Source organism: Pseudomonas sp. FSL L8-0168 (assembly GCF_037976155.1).
GTDB lineage: Bacteria > Pseudomonadota > Gammaproteobacteria > Pseudomonadales > Pseudomonadaceae > Aquipseudomonas > Aquipseudomonas paracarnis.
The window spans coordinates 3,792,774-3,809,187 of sequence record NZ_CP150262.1 but is presented as its reverse complement, the minus strand read 5'-3'; the positions used below and the strand labels follow the sequence as shown (position 1 = coordinate 3,809,187).

Below are 16,414 nucleotides of genomic sequence, written 5' to 3'. Positions count from 1 at the left end.
GTCAGCTTTTAGCGCGCCCGAATTATCCTCTGCCGGAGTGATCCATGATCGTTGATCGTCAAGGCAGGCGTTTTCGCAATTTGCGGATCAGCCTGACTTCAGCCTGCAATTATGCGTGTACCTATTGCGTGCCTGACGGCAAGCGGCTGGTGGCTGCCCAGGATGAACTGTCGGCCGAGGCCATGGCCCGAGGCGTGGCTTACCTGATAGAAGCGGCGGGTATCGAGCGCTTGCGCATTACCGGCGGTGAGCCGTTGGTCAGCCCCAAGTTGGAAGCCTTCATGGGGGCGGTAGGGCAGATGGGCCTGAGCGACATCAGTCTGACCACCAATGGCCAACTGCTGGCGCGTAAACTGCCGTTGCTGGTGGCCGCTGGTATACGACGCATCAATGTCTCCCTCGACACGCTGGATGCCGACGCTTTCCGCAGCATCGCCCGTGGCGGCGACCTGGCCACCGTGCTCGATGGCATGGACCAGGCCAGTGCTGCCGGGATCAAGATCAAGGTCAATATGGTGCCGTTGCGCGGCCAGAACCTGGACCAGGTGATGCCGCTGCTCGATTACTGCCTGGCGCGAGGCTACGAGCTGCGCTTTATCGAACTGATGCGCATGGGGCATCTGGCCAAAGACTCCAACGCGTTCCTGCAACAGTTTGTCAGCTTGCAACAGCTGCTCAGCTTGATCGGCGAGCAACACGAATACCTGCAAGCCAACGCACCCGTCGATGCGACGGCGGTACGCTACGAAGTGCCGGGCAAGGGCTTCTTCGGTGTGATCGCCAACGAGAGCGTACCGTTCTGCCGCACCTGTTCGCGATTGCGGTTGTCCTCTACTGGTTGGCTGCATGGCTGCCTGTCGTCCAGCAATCGCCATTATGTCGGTGACTTGCTCGATCAGCCGCGCCATCAAGCGTTGCCAGCGTTGCAGGGCTTGTTGATGAAAGCCTTGGCCGACAAGCAGGAAGTGGCGTTCTCCGGCGGTGCCACGATCATGAAGATCATTGGTGGCTAAGGTAGACATTGCGGGTTCACACATTTGATTTGTGGCGCAGCTGACTGGCGCGGATTCTGCATCCCACGCCCCATTCGCCGGTTTCCTGTCACCGGCCTCTGGAGGATTAGGATGCGTAGTCTGGTTTTGCTGCTGGCGTCATTGGCCCTGGGTGGTTGCATGACCGTCAGTGATATGGCCGAAGGCACCCGCTATCAGATGAGCGATGCCGGACTGCTCGATCACAGCGATACGCGCCGTACTGCCTCGGTGCGCATACAGCCGGACTCCTTTGTGTTTATCGCCCAGGGCGCCTTCGTGCCGCCGGGCAGCGCCTACCCGCGGCCCAATGTGGTGGCCGAGGAAGCCTTCAATGGCTTCGTCGAATATTTCCCCATGGTGCGTCGCGCCCGCCAGCCGGAAGGTCTTGAACAGGCCATGACCGAAGCCCGTGCCGCCGGTGCTCATTACCTGCTGTATTGCCGCTTTGCGGCAGCCGATGACCGTATCGGCAACGCCGACGAGTGGACCGACCAACAAGCCCTGGACCGCCTTGGCCTGGACAGCGGGGTGATCCAAGTCATGTTGATCGAGACCAGCACCCAGTATTTGATTGATACTGCACGTATTCGCAGTCGTGGCGGTTTACTGACGTTCCACGACACATCGCCACAAGATTTGATCGCCCGCCCCCTCGCGCAATACGCCCGCGGTTTGCTGGGTATGAGTGATCAGTAAGACAGAGGAGCCCGCCATGACCGATTCCGCCAAGGCCAATGATTTATTGGCCCAACTGCCCAAGGGCAAGGGGCCGGCACCGGTGCATCTGTGGAACCCGGATTTCTGCGGCAACATCGACATGCGCATCGCCCGCGATGGCACCTGGTTCTACCAGGGCACACCCATCGGGCGAAAGCCGATGGTCAAGCTGTTCTCCAACATCATCCGCCGCGATGGCGATGATTATTTCCTGGTGACGCCCGTGGAGAAGGTCGGCATCCGTGTGGATGATGCGCCGTTTGTCGCAGTGACCCTGGATGTGCAAGGGCAGGGCGAAAGCCAGGTATTGCGCTTTACCACCAACGTCGACGAACAGCTCGAGGCAGGCCTCGAACACCCGCTGCGGGTGGTGACCGACCCCATCACCCAGGAACCCGCCCCCTATGTGCGCGTTCGCACCAACCTCGAAGCCCTCGTGCATCGCAACGTTTTTTACCAGTTGGTGGAGCTGGCGGTGAGCCGTCCGATCAACGGTCAGAACTGGCTTGGCGTCTGGAGCGGCGGGGAGTTTTTCCCCATCGGCCTGGAGCCCTGAGGCGGTTTTTGTCTTCAGCCTGAAATAATCCTCTTGCGGTAAACGCGCGCTTTCGGTTATCAATTTGTACATGATTAGACATGTTCGATTTGATAAGAAAAAACGCGTCGTCGATGAGCTCATCCGCCGTATCGAAGGTGGCGTCATGGCCGACGGTTTCCTATTGCCGGGCGAGCACCAACTGGCCGAGGAGTTTGCGGTCAGCCGGGGCACGCTGCGCGAGGCGCTGGCCGAGCTCAAACGTCGCAACTACATCGCCACCCAAAGCGGCGTCGGTTCGATTGTCACCTTTGACGGCATGGTGTTGGACCAACGCAGCGGTTGGGCCCAGGCCCTGGCCGATACGGGCGCCCAAGTAAGCACCGATACCCTGCGTTTCGAGACCGTGACGCGCCCGGATCTGTTCAGCCGTTTCGGCACCGACCAGTTCATTACCCTCGACCGCCTCCGGCGCACGGCTGACGGTATAGCGGTGTCGCTGGAACGCTCGTTGATGCCGGCCGTTGGCGACCTGGAAAACCTGCCCCACATTGGGCTGATCGATAATTCCCTGACCATCACCCTGGCCGCCTACGGCTACGTCGGGGCCGACGGCGACCAGTGGATCGGTGCCGAACCCCTGAGTGATGAAGACGCCGAATTACTCGGGCGCCCCAGCGGTACGGTATTTCTCAAGGCGTCGCGCACCACCTATGATCGTCGCGAGCGTTTCATGGAGCATGTCGAAAGCCTGCTTGACCCGCTGCACTTTCGCCTGCATCTGCAGTTTGGAGCGTCGAAATGACCCGAAAAAATCGCGCACTTGGCGCCTTTTATGGCCTGGCCCTGGGCGATGCCTTGGGCATGCCCACCCAATCCTTGAGCCGCGAGCAGGTTCAACAGCGCTTCGGTGCTATCACCGCCTTGGAAGACGCCGACGCGGACCAGCCCATTGCGCCCAACATGCCTGCCGGTTCCATCACCGATGACACCGAACAAGCCATCCTGGTTGCCGAGTTACTGGTGCAAGGCCAGGGCCAGATCGAGCCCGCCGTGCTTGCCCAGCGCCTGATCGACTGGGAAGCGGGGATGCGCGCCAAGGGTTCCCAGGACTTGCTCGGGCCGTCCACCAAGCGCGCGATCGACATGATCCTCGCCGGCCATACCCCGGAAGAATCCGGGCGCTACGGCACTACCAATGGCGCGGCCATGCGCATCACCCCGGTGGGCATCGCCGCCGATGTTGGCGACCCGGGGCGGTTTGTCCAGGCGGTGATCCAGGCGTGCCAGGTCACGCATAACACCAGCCTGGGTATTTCCAGCGCTGCGGCCGTGGCGGCGGTGGTCTCGGCAGGCATCAATGGCGTGGACCTGGGGGAAGCCCTGAATATCGGCACCCAGATTGCCCGACAGGCTGAAAGCCATGGTCACTGGATCGCGGGCGGACGCATTTCTACCCGCATCAGTTGGGCTCGCACCTTGAGCGTCGGCAGCGGCGACAAAGCGTTGTTTGCCGACCTGCTTTACGAGTTGATCGGTACTTCGGTGGCTTCCCAGGAATCGGTGGTGGTCTCGTTTGCCTTGGCCCAGCAAGTGGCGTCAGGTGATATGAATGCCTTCGAAGCCCTGTGCCTGGCGGCCAGCCTGGGCGGCGACACCGACACCATTGCCGCGATCCTCGGCGCCATGCTGGGGGCGTGCCTGGGCATGCAGTGCTGGCCTGAGGCTTTGGTTGAACAGGTCAAGCGGGTCAATGGCCTGGACTTGCAGCCGCTGGTCCAGGGGTTATTGGCCTTGCGATAAACACGGAACTAAATGTGGGAGCTGGCTTGCCTGCGATAGCGGTTTTCCAGTGGCTGATGGGTTGGTTGACCCACCGCAATCGCAGGCAAGCCAGCTCCCACATTCAAAAGCGTTGAGTCAGGAAGACTGGATAAAGATTCGACTCGCTGCCACAACCACAACAATACAGGCACCAGGAGCACCCTTTCATGAGCATTCCCTCTTCCGGCCAAAGCGCCGGGCAACTGGAAACACGCGGCATCGAGCCGGTCCCGGAAGGTGAGTGCAACGGCCATCCGCTGCAACTGTTCTGGGTGTGGTTCGCGGCCAATATCAGCATCCTCGGTTTGCCCCTTGGTGCAACGCTGGTGGCGTTTCGTGGCTTGGCCATCTGGCAGGCGATCATCGTCGCGATTCTTGGCGCCGCTGGTTCCTTTGCCGTGGTTGGCATTATCTCCATTGCCGGTCGCCGTGGTCGCGCGCCCAGCCTGACCTTGTCCCGCGCCATCTTCGGCGTGCGCGGCAATATCGGCCCGACCTTGGTGTCGCTGATGTCGCGCCTGGGTTGGGAAACCGTCAACACCACCACCGCAGCCTTCGTGTTGTTGTCGTTGAGCTCTATCCTGTTCGGCTCGGCAGTGGAGGCCAAGAGCGCGCCGCTGCTCACCCTGATCTTCATTGCCATCTTCGTGCTGCTGACCCTGGCCGTATCGGGCCTCGGCCACGCCACGTTGTTGGTGATCCAGAAGTGGGCGACCTACGTATTCGGCGGCCTGAACATTCTGGTGGGCGGCTTTCTGTGCGCCACCATCGACTGGAGTGCGGTGTTCAACGCCACCCCGGCGCCGTTGAGCGCGATGATCATTGGCGTAGGCACCATGGCCGCCGGCACCGGCATTGGTTGGGCCAACGCCGGTGCCGATATGTCGCGCTACCAGCACCGCAGCGTCAAGGCTGTACGCCTGGTGGCCAGCGCCGCTTTTGGCGCGGGTATTCCGCTGGTGTTGCTGATTACCCTGGGCGGCCTGCTGTCGGTGGGTAACAACGACCTGGCGTCGGCCACCGATCCGATCATCGCAATCCGCGACATGCTGCCGACCTGGATGGCGGTGCCTTACCTGATCACCGCGTTCGGCGGGCTGTTGCTGTCAAACAACCTGTCGGTGTATTCGGCCGGTCTGACGACGTTGACCTTGGGTTTGAAGGTCAAGCGCGTGCACGCGGTGATTGTCGATATCGTCGCGATCTTTGCTGGCTCCATCTATTTCATGCTGATCGCCGACAGCTTCTATGGCCCGTTCATCACCTTCATTTCGCTGCTGGCGGTGCCGATTACGGCGTGGGTCGGGATCTTCGTGGTCGACTTGATTCACCGTCATTACTACAGCCCCACCGACCTGCTGGACGTCAGCCCCAGCAGTGCCTACTGGTATCGCGGCGGTGTGGAGTGGCGTGCATTTGGCGCCTGGGCCGTGGCCATTGTGCTGGGGTTCAGCTTCACCACCATCGGCACCACCGCCGAAAACATCTGGTTTGCCGGGCCGTTGTCCGACTCCTGGCTGGGCCATAACGGCCTGGGCTGGATCGTGACCTTCCTGGTAGCCGGCGGACTATATGCAGTACTGGGCGGCGCGGCTGACCGTCGTCCTGCTTTAGCAGAGAGCGCCAATGTCTAGATTGCTGCATACCGGCCAGGTCATTGTCGACCTGGTCATGGGCCTCGACACCCTGCCGGCAAGCGGCGGTGACGTGCTGGCCAACTCCGCCAGTTTCCAGGTCGGTGGCGGTTTCAACGTAATGGCTGCGGCGCGGCGCAATGGGTTGCCGGTGGTTTACCTGGGTCGCCATGGCGATGGGCGCTTTGGCGAGCTGGCGCGCGCCGCGATGCAGGCCGAAGGTATTGAAATGACCTTGGCGGCCAGCGCTGGCAAAGATACCGGGTTGTGCGTGTCGCTGACTGAAGCGAGCACCGAACGCACCTTCATTTCCCATCTCGGCGCCGAGGGTGAGCTGAGCGCCGACGACTTGGCCCAGATCGTCCCGCGTGTTGATGATTACGTGTACGTCAGTGGCTACAGCTTGCTGCTTGAAGGTAAGGCACAGCCGTTGCTTGACTGGCTGCTGGCGCTGCCGCGAGAGATCGTGGTGGTGTTCGACCCAGGCCCGCTGGTCAAGGCGCCGGACTCGGCGTTGATGCGCGCGTTGTTGCCGCGTATCGACATCTGGACCAGCAATGGCCCTGAAGCCCTCGCGTTTACCGGGGCGGCGGATATGAGTCAGGCGCTGCCCATGCTGAGTCAGCACGTGCAGGCACTGCTGGTTGTGCGTGATGGGCCAAATGGTTGCTGGGTAGGGCGTGGGGCACAGACTGAGCATGTACCTGGCTTCAAGGTTAAGGCGGTGGACAGCAATGGTGCGGGGGATGCGCATGCAGGGGTATTTATTGCCGGGTTGGCGAAGGGCTTGAAACCGGTTGAGGCGGCGCGTCGAGCGAACGCAGCGGCGGCATTGGCGGTAACCCGCTGGGGGCCGGCCACCTCACCTGGCGTCACCGAAGTCGACGCATTGCTGGCTGAATAAATACGCACAACCCTGTGGGAGCGAGCAAGCCCGCTCCCACAATGGGTCCTGCGTTTAACCGGCTTTTTTCAGGGCCTGGATCAACTCATCTTTGCGCATGGTCGAGCGTCCCGGAATATTCTTTTCCCGCGCCTCTTTCATCAAACTTTCCTTGGTCTGCGTACCCAGCGAAGCCCCACTGCTGCGTGGGTGGCCTTCACGGCTGGCAGCGGCACGCTTGGCCGATTCCTGCCGGTCCTGGGCCTTCTTGGCCGGCGCCTTGCCTCGACCTGATCCGCCGGCTCTTTCACCACCGCCAGACTGTTTGTTCACGGTGGCCCAGGCGCGGGCTTCGGCCTCGTCCTTGGGCAGTCCCTTGTGCTCATAACTGTCTTCGATATGAGCGGCCTTGCGTTTCTGTTCGTCGGTGTATTTGGCTTTGCTTCCACGAGGCATCGCTAAAACTCCTTCTGGCCCCGGTCGCGGGGCCAGGCCAGAAATGGATTACTCAGTGCTTTGAGCGTCGAGCTTGCGCGCCTCATCCACACCCGAAGCGGTGAGCTTGATCGGCAGGTTCAACGCGTATTCGCCGGCGTCGTCGGTGGTCACATGCCCATCCTTGATCAGCCCGCGGTCCTGCAGGAACGCCAAGACACTGGCGACCTCTTTTTCACCGCGGTAATTGTCCAGCACCTCCTTGCCCAAGCCTTGCGGGTGGGCGTGCAGCAGGCGGGTGAGGACTTCTTTTTCAAGGTTTCTATCGACGTTCATGCGTACCTCTTCACGGGGAAATGGTCGGGCGTTGGTCGTACCAAGGGGGCATCAAGGCGCTGGTTGTTTCTGCGCGCCGGGGATGTTCGAGTCGTCGCCCTTGTTGATCTTCGGCTCATTGTTGCTCGTGCCAGGGCCCATCTTGCCGTTGCCCACGGCCGCCGGTGCCTGGCGCTGGGTGTCGTTGCCTTTGGTGCGCGGGTCAGCGCTGTTGTCGATGATCGCGCCGCCGTTGGTGTCCATGCCGGTGCCCATCGATTTTTGCGATTCGGTAGTGGCGTCCGGCGTTGGATCGGTGGGGCCAGTGGTCGAGCTAGCCGCGAAGGCGCTCAAGGACGCGGCAGACAACAGGCCGGTGAGGGCGAGGGCAGCAAATTTGGAATGTTTCATCAGGGTGTCTCCATATAATTAATGTCCTTACCCTGTATTGGTCTGCCCGCGATTGCTGATCGTGCCGGGATGGCGACGAACGGTATCAGCTCACCTGTATCACTTTGTGTGCCGATACCCGACGCGCTATCAAGCGCGCCACCGTGATCGCCCAATTGAGTGCGGCGATCACCAGTACGCTCAGCATCATTGTCGCAAGGCCGAAGTCGACGATGATCTTGCCTGCGAGCCAGGGAAACCCGAAGACGCCGATAAAGTACGCCAGGCTGAACAGCAACAACGCCTGAGAAGTGGTGCCGCTGGGCGCTTCGTTGGCCACCAGGCCGTTGATCACCGAATACGTCAGGCCATACCCGATCCCTAGCGTGGCGGCGGCGAGCACATAACTGAGGTTGCCGCTGACACCAAACGCGAACAGCGCGATCGCGCCGAACATTACCCCGGATAACACGCAGGCAGCCTGGTACGCATCGCGCTTGACCACGAAACCGGCGATCAGCAGGCGGCTGGTAATAGCCGCTGTCAGGAAACCCGCGAAGAACAGTGAATAGTCCAGCTTATGGGCCACGGCATAGCTGGTCTGGAACGAAGACAGCCCCCCGAATACGCAGCCGCCCAGTCCGACCATCAGGATCGCGAACGCCGCCTTGGAAGACAGGACGCGGCGGCTTGCGCGCCAGGAAATCCTGGCGGTTGGCACATTCGCGTGCTGTCGCAACCGAGTGCCCATGCGCCAGAACATCACCACCCCGGCGAGGCTGGCGAGCCCGGCGATATAGAACGCGGTTGTCAGGGGCAGGTCCAGCGCAGTGGCGGCGCGTCCCAGCAAAGGGCCGGAACCTATGCCGCTCAACATACTGCCCGAGAGCAAGGCGAAATATTTGGCCCGCTGGCGCGGTTCCACCAGCAGCGTCACGATGATCGGGCCCAGGGTATAAAACACGCCCCAGCCCAAACCAAGAGACAATCCAAACAGCATCAAGCCTTGGCCAAACCCTGGCGTCAGGGCAAACCCCAGGCAGGCCACCACCAACAATACGCCGGTGCTTGCAATGGCCCGCGCCGCGCCCAGCGCGTCAGCCAGATGCCCGGAAAGCACGACCGCTACAAAGGTGCTGAGCATCGCCGTGGCAATGACACTGCCCGCGTCGTGTTCATTACCGCCACGGGCATGGATCAGCAGTGACAACAAAAAGGTCGAGCCGTAAGACAGCGACAACAGAAAACTGGCGAGGCAGAACAGCGCGAATGTCTTCGTGCCCACGGGTGGCGTAACGTGCATGAGCAGGTCTCTGATCGTTGGATTTATGCTCATTGTTTACCATGGGCGTGCGCAGGCTTTGTTCTGTGGTTGCTGATGCTTGCATCACCCCGCGCCGGAGTGAAACGCGCTCGTCGGCATCAATTGCACTGCAAACGGCCATCAAACCGTCTTAGTATGTGGCCTTTGAATTTGCCCAAGGCTCGCCCATGACCATCGAGATTCGCCCCGCCGTGCCCAGCGATGCTGCGCAGATCCTGACCTTTATCACTGAACTTGCCGAGTACGAGAAAGCTCGGCATGAAGTGATCGCCAGCGTGGTGGACATCGAGCGCAGCCTCTTCAGCGAAGGCGCCACGGCCCATGGCCTGATCTGCTTGCGCGACGGCTTGCCGATTGGCTTTGCGGTGTTCTTTTTCAGTTACTCGACGTGGCTGGGCAGTAACTGCCTGTACCTCGAAGACCTGTACATCAACCCGGAGCAACGCGGCGGCGGGGCGGGCAAGAAGTTGTTGCGCCACTTGGCCAAGATCGCCTTTGACAATGGTTGCGGACGCTTTGAATGGAGCGTGCTGGACTGGAACGAGCCCGCGATCGCTTTCTACAAATCCATCGGCGCCCAGCCGCAGGAAGAATGGGTGCGTTATCGCATGGAAGGCGATGCCCTGCGCGACTTCGCCCTGGGCTGAAACCTCTTTCGTACAGTCACTAAAGATCGAATGTGGGAGCGGGCTTGCTCGCGAATGCGGTGTATCAGTCAGCACATGCTTTAACTGACAGACCGCCTTCGCGAGCAAGCCCGCTCCCACATTTTTTCAAGCGCCGCCCATTATATGGGACGATAATTTATATATTGAGATATTTCAGGCGATGGGTTTATAGTCGCCAGCATCAGCACTCACTACAAAAAATAAAAAGGTGAAGCGATGCAGGCGCAACCGTTGTCCCTACCCGCCGTGCCCGAGCCGACTTACGGCGAGCGGCTGAAGAACAAGGTGGTGATCGTCACTGGCGCCGCCCAAGGCATTGGCGAAGCCATCGTTGCCTGTTTCCAGGCCCAGCAGGCGCGGTTGATCATTGCCGATATCCAGGGCGACAAAGTCGAGAAGATCGCCGCTCATTGGCGCGAACACGGTGCGCAGGTTTACGCCCACGCGGTTGATATCACTTCCAAGGATCAGTGGCAGGCATTGGTCAACCTGGCCATCGAGCGCTTTGGCCGTGTGGATGTGCTGGTCAACTGTGCCGGCGTCAACGTGTTCCGTGACCCGCTGGAGATGAGCGACGAGGACTGGCGCCGCTGTTTCGCCATCGACCTCGACGGTGCCTGGTACGGCTGCCGCTCGGTGTTGCCGCACATGATCGAGCAAGGTATCGGCAACATCATCAATATCGCGTCCACCCATTCCAGCCACATCATTCCCGGTTGCTTTCCTTACCCTGTCGCCAAGCACGGCCTGCTCGGCCTCACCCGTGCCCTGGGTATCGAGTACGCGCCCAAAGGCATCCGCGTGAATGCCATCGCCCCCGGCTATATCGAAACCCAGCTCAACGTCGACTACTGGAACGGTTTCCCTGACCCCCACGCCGAACGCCAGCGTGCGTTCGACCTGCACCCGCCCAAACGCATTGGCCAGCCCATCGAAGTGGCCATGACAGCACTGTTTCTGGCGACCGACGAGGCGCCCTTTATCAACGCCACTTGCCTGATGATCGATGGCGGGCGGTCTGTGATGTACCACGACTAAAGCGTTTTTCAATAACAAGAAGGAGGTGGTCCATGTTCAAGCAAACACTCGGTGCCGTGGCACTGGCGATGGCGTTCTGCGGCTGGGTATCGGCTGAAGAAGTGAAGATCGGTTTTCTGGTCAAGCAGGCCGAGGAACCCTGGTTTCAAACGGAGTGGGCATTCGCGGAAAAAGCCGGCAAGGAGCATGGTTTCACCGTGATCAAGATCGCCGTGCCCGATGGCGAAAAGACCTTGTCGGCCATCGACAGCCTGGCCGCCAACGGCGCCAAAGGCTTCGTGATCTGCCCGCCGGACGTGTCCCTGGGCCCTGCGATTGTCGCCAAGGCCAAGGTCAACGGCTTGAAAGTGATGGCCGTGGATGACCGCTTTGTCGATGCCAAGGGCAACTTCATGGAAGACGTGCCTTACCTGGGCATGGCCGCGTTTGAGGTGGGCCAGAAGCAGGGCGCCGCCATGGCCGCCGAAGCGAAAAAACGCGGTTGGGATTGGAAGGACACCTATGCGGTGATCAATACCTTCAACGAACTCGACACCGGCAAGAAACGCACCGACGGCTCGATCAAGTCACTGGAAGAGGCCGGTATTCCCAAGGACCACATCCTCACCGCTGCGCTGAAAACCCTTGATGTTCCCGGCAGCATGGACGCCACCAACTCGGCCCTGGTCAAGTTGCCGAGCGGGGCGAAGAACCTGATCATCGGTGGCATGAACGACAACACCGTACTCGGCGGCGTGCGCGCTACTGAGAGCGCCGGCTTCAAGGCCGCCAACGTGATCGGCATCGGCATCAATGGCACCGACGCCATTGGCGAATTGAAGAAAGCCGACAGCGGCTTCTTCGGTTCCATGCTGCCCAGCCCGCATATCGAGGGCTACAACACCGCGCTGGCGATGTACGAGTGGGTCACCACCGGCAAGGAACCGGCCAAATACACCGCCATGGACGAAGTGACCTTGATCACCCGCGCCAATTTCCAGGAAGAACTGACCAAGATCGGCCTGTGGAAATGAGCGGCGCAGCCCTGCGTTTCAATGGCATCGGCAAGGAGTTTCCCGGTGTGAAAGCCCTGGCGCAGATCAGCTTTGAAGCGCGGCCGCATTCGGTGCACGCGCTGATGGGCGAGAACGGCGCAGGCAAGTCGACCCTGCTGAAAATCCTCGGCGGCGCCTACATTCCGTCCAGCGGTACGGTGCAGATCGGCGCGCAGACTATGGCTTTCAAGTGCGCTGCCGACAGCATCGCCAGCGGTGTGGCGGTGATTCACCAAGAGCTGCACCTGGTGCCGGAAATGAGCGTGGCCGAGAACCTGTTCCTCGGGCATTTGCCCACGCGCTTTGGCGTGGTCAACCGGAGCCTGCTGCGTAAGCAGGCCCTGGCGTGTCTCAAGGGGCTGGCCGATGAAATCGACCCCGACGAGAAACTCGGGCGCCTGTCCCTGGGCCAGCGCCAACTGGTGGAAATCGCCAAGGCGCTGTCTCGCGGCGCCAACGTGATCGCCTTTGATGAACCCACCAGCAGTTTATCGGCGCGGGAAATCGACCGCTTGATGGCGATCATCACGCGCCTGCGCGACGAGGGCAAAGTGGTGCTCTACGTGTCGCACCGTATGGAAGAAGTGTTCCGTATCTGCGATGCGGTGACGGTGTTCAAGGACGGCCGCTACGTGCGTACTTTCGAGGACATGAGCACGCTGACTCACGACCAGTTGGTGACCTGCATGGTCGGTCGCGATATTCAGGACATCTACGATTACCGCCCGCGAGAGCAGGGCGAGGTGGCGCTCAATGTCGAGGGCTTGCTCGGCCCCGGCCTGCGTGAGCCGGTGAGTTTCCAGGTACGCAAAGGCGAGATCCTCGGCCTGTTCGGGCTGGTGGGGGCAGGGCGCACAGAGCTCCTGCGCCTGCTCAGCGGCCTGGAACGCTCCAGCGCCGGCAGCCTGGCACTCTGTGGTGAACCGTTGCAGTTGCGTTCACCCCGCGACGCCATCGCCGCTGGCGTGCTGCTGTGCCCGGAGGACCGCAAGAAGGAAGGCATCATTCCGCTGTCCAGCGTGGCGGAAAATATCAACATCAGCGCCCGCAGCGCCCACGCCTCGTTCGGCTGGTTGCTGCGCGACGGCTGGGAGAAAGGCAACGCCGACCGACAGATCCAGGCGATGCGGGTCAAAACGCCGAACGCGGCGCAGAAGATCCTGTACCTGTCCGGCGGCAACCAACAGAAAGCCATTCTTGGCCGCTGGTTGTCGATGCCGATGAAGGTCCTGCTGCTGGATGAACCCACCCGCGGTATCGACATCGGCGCCAAGTCGGAGATCTACCAGATCATCCATAACCTGGCGGCCAGCGGCATTGCGGTGATTGTGGTGTCCAGCGACCTGATGGAGGTGATGGGCATCTCTGACCGCATCCTGGTGATGAGTGAAGGCGCCTTGACCGGTGAGTTACCCCGCGCCCAAGCGGATGAAGCGCGCCTGCTGCAACTGGCGCTGCCACAGTCGCGGGCTTGAACAAGAATAAGAGGGTTTGGCTATGTCTGAGGTAAAAACAGCAAAGGGCTTCTGGCCAGGTTTCAATCAGCGCAAATTTCTCGATGATTGGGTGATGCTGTTGGCGGCGCTGGGCATTTTTGTGCTCAGCGCGGTGTTCATCGATAACTTCCTGTCTCCGTTGAACATGCGCGGCCTCGGTCTGGCGATTTCCACCGTGGGCATCGCCGCCTGCACCATGCTGTTCTGCCTGGCGTCGGGGCACTTCGACTTGTCGGTGGGTTCGGTGATCGCCTGTGCCGGGGTGGTGGCGGGCATCGTGATGCGCGACACCGACAGCGTGGCACTCGGCGTGTCGGCAGCCTTGGCCATGGGCCTGGTGGTAGGGCTGATCAACGGCATTGTGATCGCCAAGCTGCGCATCAACGCGTTGATTGCCACCTTGGCGACCATGCAGATCGTGCGCGGACTGGCCTACATCTTCTCCAACGGCAAGGCGGTGGGGGTGATGAACGAAGGGTTCTTCGTGTTCGGCAACGGCCAACTGCTGGGCGTGCCGGTGCCGATCATCATCACCGTGCTGTGCTTTGTGTTCTTTGGCTGGTTGCTCAATTACACCACTTACGGGCGCAACACCATGGCCATTGGCGGCAACCAGGAAGCCGCGTTACTCGCGGGGGTGAATGTCGATCGCACCAAGATCATCATCTTTGCCGTGCACGGTTTGATCGGCGCCTTGGCCGGGGTGATCCTCGCGTCACGCATGACCTCGGGCCAGCCGATGATTGGCCAGGGGTTCGAGCTGACCGTGATTTCGGCCTGTGTGCTGGGCGGTGTGTCCTTGAGCGGCGGCATTGGCATGATCCGCCATGTGATTGCCGGGGTGTTGATTCTGGCGATCATCGAGAATGCGATGAACCTGAAGAACATCGATACCTTTTATCAATATGTGATTCGTGGCTCGATCCTCTTGCTGGCCGTCATCATCGACCGCATGAAGCAACGCTGATGTTCGCCCTGTGAAGATCAAACTGTGGGAGCTGGCTTGCTGTGGCGAGCAAGCTTGCTTGCGCTGGGGTGCGAAGCGCCCCCAAAAGCCGGCTCCAGCTGCGCTGTCGAACGGGAGCAAGCTCCCTCGCCACAGCAAGCCAGCTCCCACCTTGGATCTTCTGTGTTCAGGAGGGCGGTATTTGCCATAATGCCCCCGCTTTCATACTTATAGGCCCGATATGCAGGAAAACGCCCCCACCCCCGTCAAAGACGCCGCCCCCACCGGCACCCAGACCCTGTTGCGCGGCTTGGGGGTGGTGCAAGCGGTGGCGGCTGGTGCGCGGGATCTCAAGGAGATCGCCCGGCGCATCGGCACCACGCGCAGCACGACGCACCGCCTGGCCAGTTGCCTGGTGGACGAGCGTTACCTGCGTGTGGTGCCCCAGGTCGGTTATCTGCTGGGGCCCAAGCTGATCGAGTTGGGGTTCCAGGCCCGTGAAGAGTTGCCCTTGGTGAACCTGGCGGTGCCCTACCTGGATGAATTGTCGGCGCTGACCGGCGATACCATTCACCTGGCGATTCGTGAGTACGACGAGGTGCTTTACCTGCACAAGAACCCCGGCCGCAATGGGCCGGAAATGCGCTCGCGGGTCGGCCATCGCATGCCGTTGGCGCGCACCGGTATCGGCAAGGCGTTGATGCTGGATGACTCGCCGCAGGAGTGGCAGCGCTTGTACGAGGCGAGCTTGCCGACGGCGGGCAAAAGCCTGCAATGGCCGCAGCACCCGGAGCAATCCTGGGCGCAGTTCGAACAACGCATGCATGAGTATGTCGAGGGTGGCTACGCGTTTGACCTCGAAGACAACGAGCCTTCGATCCGCTGCGTGGCCGCACCGGTGCGCGATGCCAGCGGGCGCATCGTCGCCGGCATCAGCATCGCCAGTACGGTGCCCTACATGCCGCTGGAGAAAATGGCCGAGCTGATTCCTGTGATCAAACAGGTCGCAGCCCGGCTGTCAGCGGAGTTGGGCGCCAAGGCCTGATCAGGCTTTGAGGCTTGCCATGTCGATGACAAAGCGGTACTTCACATCACCGGCAATCATGCGTGCGTAAGCTTCGTTGATCTGCCGGATGTCGAGCATCTCGATGTCGCAGGTGATGTTGTGCTCGGCGCAGAAATCCAGGACTTCCTGGGTTTCGGCAATGCCGCCGATCAGCGAGCCGGCCAAGACTTTACGGCCCAGCACCAGCTTGGCGGCGTTGACGGGCGGGTCCACCGGCTCGATCAGGCCGACCAGGATATGCACGCCGTCAAAGCGCAGCACATCGAGGTAGGGGTTCAGGTCGTGCTGCACCGGGATGGTGTCGAGCAGGAAATCGAAGTGCCCGGCAGCAGCTTTCATCTGCTCGGCATCAGTGGACACGATCACATGGTCGGCGCCCTGGCGACGGCCTTCCTCGGCCTTGCTCGCCGAACGCGTGAACAGCGTCACTTCGGCACCCATGGCCTTGGCGAACTTGATGCCCATGTGGCCCAGACCGCCCATGCCGAGAATCCCGACTTTATCGCCGGCTTTCACGCCGTAGTGCTTGAGCGGCGAGTAAGTGGTGATACCTGCACACAGGATCGGCGCAGCGCTGGCCAGGTCGAGCTTGGCCGGGATCTTCACCACGAAATGTTCGCTGACCACGATGCTGTCGGAGTAACCGCCCATGGTGTTGCTGCCATCCACGCGGTCCGGCGTGGCATAGGTCATGGTCGGGCCTTCGAGGCAGTATTGCTCAAGGTCCGATTGGCAGGCTTCGCAGTGACGGCACGAGTCCACCATGCAGCCTACGCCCACCAGGTCGCCGACTTTATGGGCAGTCACATTGGCGCCGACGGCGGTGACCTTGCCGACAATTTCGTGGCCCGGCATCAACGGGTACACGGCGATGCCCCACTCGTTGCGAGCCTGGTGGATATCGGAGTGGCACACGCCGCAGTAGAGAATCTCGATGGCCACGTCATCGACGCGCGGGCTGCGGCGTTCAAATGACATCGGGGCGAGGGGCGTGGTGGCCGACTGGGCGGCGTAACCGATGGCGGTGTACATAGTAAACCTCACAAAAGCTTGGACTGCAGAGGTGGCGAATTCT

Annotated in this window: 18 protein-coding genes; 13 read left to right on the top strand and 5 right to left on the bottom strand. The window is 61.1% G+C overall.

The window, feature by feature from the left end:
- Window positions 1-44 precede the first annotated feature (44 nt).
- The 7 genes from MHH62_RS17375 (at window position 45) to MHH62_RS17345 (ending at window position 6,648) form a co-directional block, all read left to right on the top strand.
- Window positions 45-1,013 (top strand): radical SAM protein, encoded by a 969-nt coding sequence (locus MHH62_RS17375; protein ID WP_019817203.1) that lies wholly within the window; start codon window positions 45-47, stop codon window positions 1,011-1,013.
- A 111-nt stretch (window positions 1,014-1,124) separates the two neighbouring features.
- Window positions 1,125-1,730, top strand: coding sequence for a DUF4823 domain-containing protein (locus MHH62_RS17370; protein WP_019817202.1), 606 nt, complete (start codon window positions 1,125-1,127; stop codon window positions 1,728-1,730).
- A gap of 16 nt (window positions 1,731-1,746) precedes the next feature.
- Window positions 1,747-2,307 (top strand): DUF1285 domain-containing protein, encoded by a 561-nt coding sequence (locus MHH62_RS17365; protein ID WP_014719554.1) that lies wholly within the window; start codon window positions 1,747-1,749, stop codon window positions 2,305-2,307.
- Window positions 2,308-2,377: 70 nt separating this feature from the next.
- The gene (locus MHH62_RS17360; protein WP_014719553.1) at window positions 2,378-3,091 is read left to right on the top strand and encodes a GntR family transcriptional regulator; all 714 of its coding nucleotides are present in this window, start codon (window positions 2,378-2,380) and stop codon (window positions 3,089-3,091) included.
- On the top strand, window positions 3,088-4,089 hold the full coding sequence (locus MHH62_RS17355; protein ID WP_020301716.1) for an ADP-ribosylglycohydrolase family protein: 1,002 nt from the start codon (window positions 3,088-3,090) through the stop codon (window positions 4,087-4,089). The genes MHH62_RS17360 and MHH62_RS17355 overlap by 4 nt, the downstream gene beginning before the upstream one ends.
- A gap of 188 nt (window positions 4,090-4,277) precedes the next feature.
- Entirely contained in the window at window positions 4,278-5,744 is a 1,467-nt protein-coding gene (locus MHH62_RS17350) for a cytosine permease (protein WP_191949442.1), read from the top strand.
- Complete coding sequence (locus tag MHH62_RS17345) at window positions 5,737-6,648, top strand: PfkB family carbohydrate kinase (protein WP_072435755.1); 912 nt, start codon at window positions 5,737-5,739, stop codon at window positions 6,646-6,648. Before MHH62_RS17350 ends, MHH62_RS17345 begins: the two co-directional genes overlap by 8 nt.
- A 54-nt stretch (window positions 6,649-6,702) precedes the next feature.
- Here the strand turns inward: MHH62_RS17345 and MHH62_RS17340 are convergent, their stop codons facing one another.
- The 4 genes from MHH62_RS17340 to MHH62_RS17325 form a co-directional block, all read right to left on the bottom strand.
- Window positions 6,703-7,083 (bottom strand): Rho termination factor N-terminal domain-containing protein, encoded by a 381-nt coding sequence (locus MHH62_RS17340; protein ID WP_073845374.1) that lies wholly within the window; start codon window positions 7,081-7,083, stop codon window positions 6,703-6,705.
- A gap of 48 nt (window positions 7,084-7,131) precedes the next feature.
- Window positions 7,132-7,398 carry a hypothetical protein gene (locus tag MHH62_RS17335; RefSeq protein ID WP_014719548.1) on the bottom strand — a complete coding sequence of 89 codons (267 nt, stop codon included), beginning with the start codon at window positions 7,396-7,398 and terminating at the stop codon, window positions 7,132-7,134.
- Between the two features lie 51 nt (window positions 7,399-7,449).
- Window positions 7,450-7,788, bottom strand: a complete 339-nt coding sequence (locus MHH62_RS17330; protein ID WP_020301899.1) for a hypothetical protein — start codon at window positions 7,786-7,788, stop codon at window positions 7,450-7,452.
- Window positions 7,789-7,873: 85 nt separating this feature from the next.
- Window positions 7,874-9,070: an MFS transporter gene (locus tag MHH62_RS17325; RefSeq protein WP_038451225.1), complete on the bottom strand. Its 1,197-nt coding sequence runs from the start codon at window positions 9,068-9,070 to the stop codon at window positions 7,874-7,876.
- 188 nt (window positions 9,071-9,258) lie between these two features.
- On the opposite strand from MHH62_RS17325, the gene MHH62_RS17320 reads away from it, so the two are divergent.
- The 6 genes from MHH62_RS17320 (at window position 9,259) to MHH62_RS17295 (ending at window position 15,318) form a co-directional block, all read left to right on the top strand.
- On the top strand, window positions 9,259-9,738 hold the full coding sequence (locus MHH62_RS17320) for a GNAT family N-acetyltransferase (RefSeq protein ID WP_010208407.1): 480 nt from the start codon (window positions 9,259-9,261) through the stop codon (window positions 9,736-9,738).
- Between the two features lie 237 nt (window positions 9,739-9,975).
- On the top strand, window positions 9,976-10,797 hold the full coding sequence (locus tag MHH62_RS17315; RefSeq protein WP_014719545.1) for an SDR family oxidoreductase: 822 nt from the start codon (window positions 9,976-9,978) through the stop codon (window positions 10,795-10,797).
- A 32-nt stretch (window positions 10,798-10,829) separates the two neighbouring features.
- Complete coding sequence (locus MHH62_RS17310) at window positions 10,830-11,810, top strand: substrate-binding domain-containing protein (protein ID WP_014719544.1); 981 nt, start codon at window positions 10,830-10,832, stop codon at window positions 11,808-11,810.
- Entirely contained in the window at window positions 11,807-13,306 is a 1,500-nt protein-coding gene (gene araG, locus MHH62_RS17305; RefSeq protein ID WP_339231490.1) for an L-arabinose ABC transporter ATP-binding protein AraG, read from the top strand. The genes MHH62_RS17310 and araG overlap by 4 nt, the downstream gene beginning before the upstream one ends.
- Before the next feature lie 22 nt (window positions 13,307-13,328).
- Window positions 13,329-14,294, top strand: a complete 966-nt coding sequence (gene araH / locus MHH62_RS17300; protein WP_014719542.1) for an L-arabinose ABC transporter permease AraH — start codon at window positions 13,329-13,331, stop codon at window positions 14,292-14,294.
- A 220-nt stretch (window positions 14,295-14,514) separates the two neighbouring features.
- Window positions 14,515-15,318 (top strand): IclR family transcriptional regulator, encoded by an 804-nt coding sequence (locus MHH62_RS17295; RefSeq protein ID WP_014719541.1) that lies wholly within the window; start codon window positions 14,515-14,517, stop codon window positions 15,316-15,318.
- Here MHH62_RS17295 and MHH62_RS17290 read toward each other — a convergent pair whose 3' ends face one another.
- On the bottom strand, window positions 15,319-16,371 hold the full coding sequence (locus MHH62_RS17290; protein WP_014719540.1) for an NAD(P)-dependent alcohol dehydrogenase: 1,053 nt from the start codon (window positions 16,369-16,371) through the stop codon (window positions 15,319-15,321). It lies immediately after the preceding gene.
- Window positions 16,372-16,414: the final 43 nt, after the last annotated feature.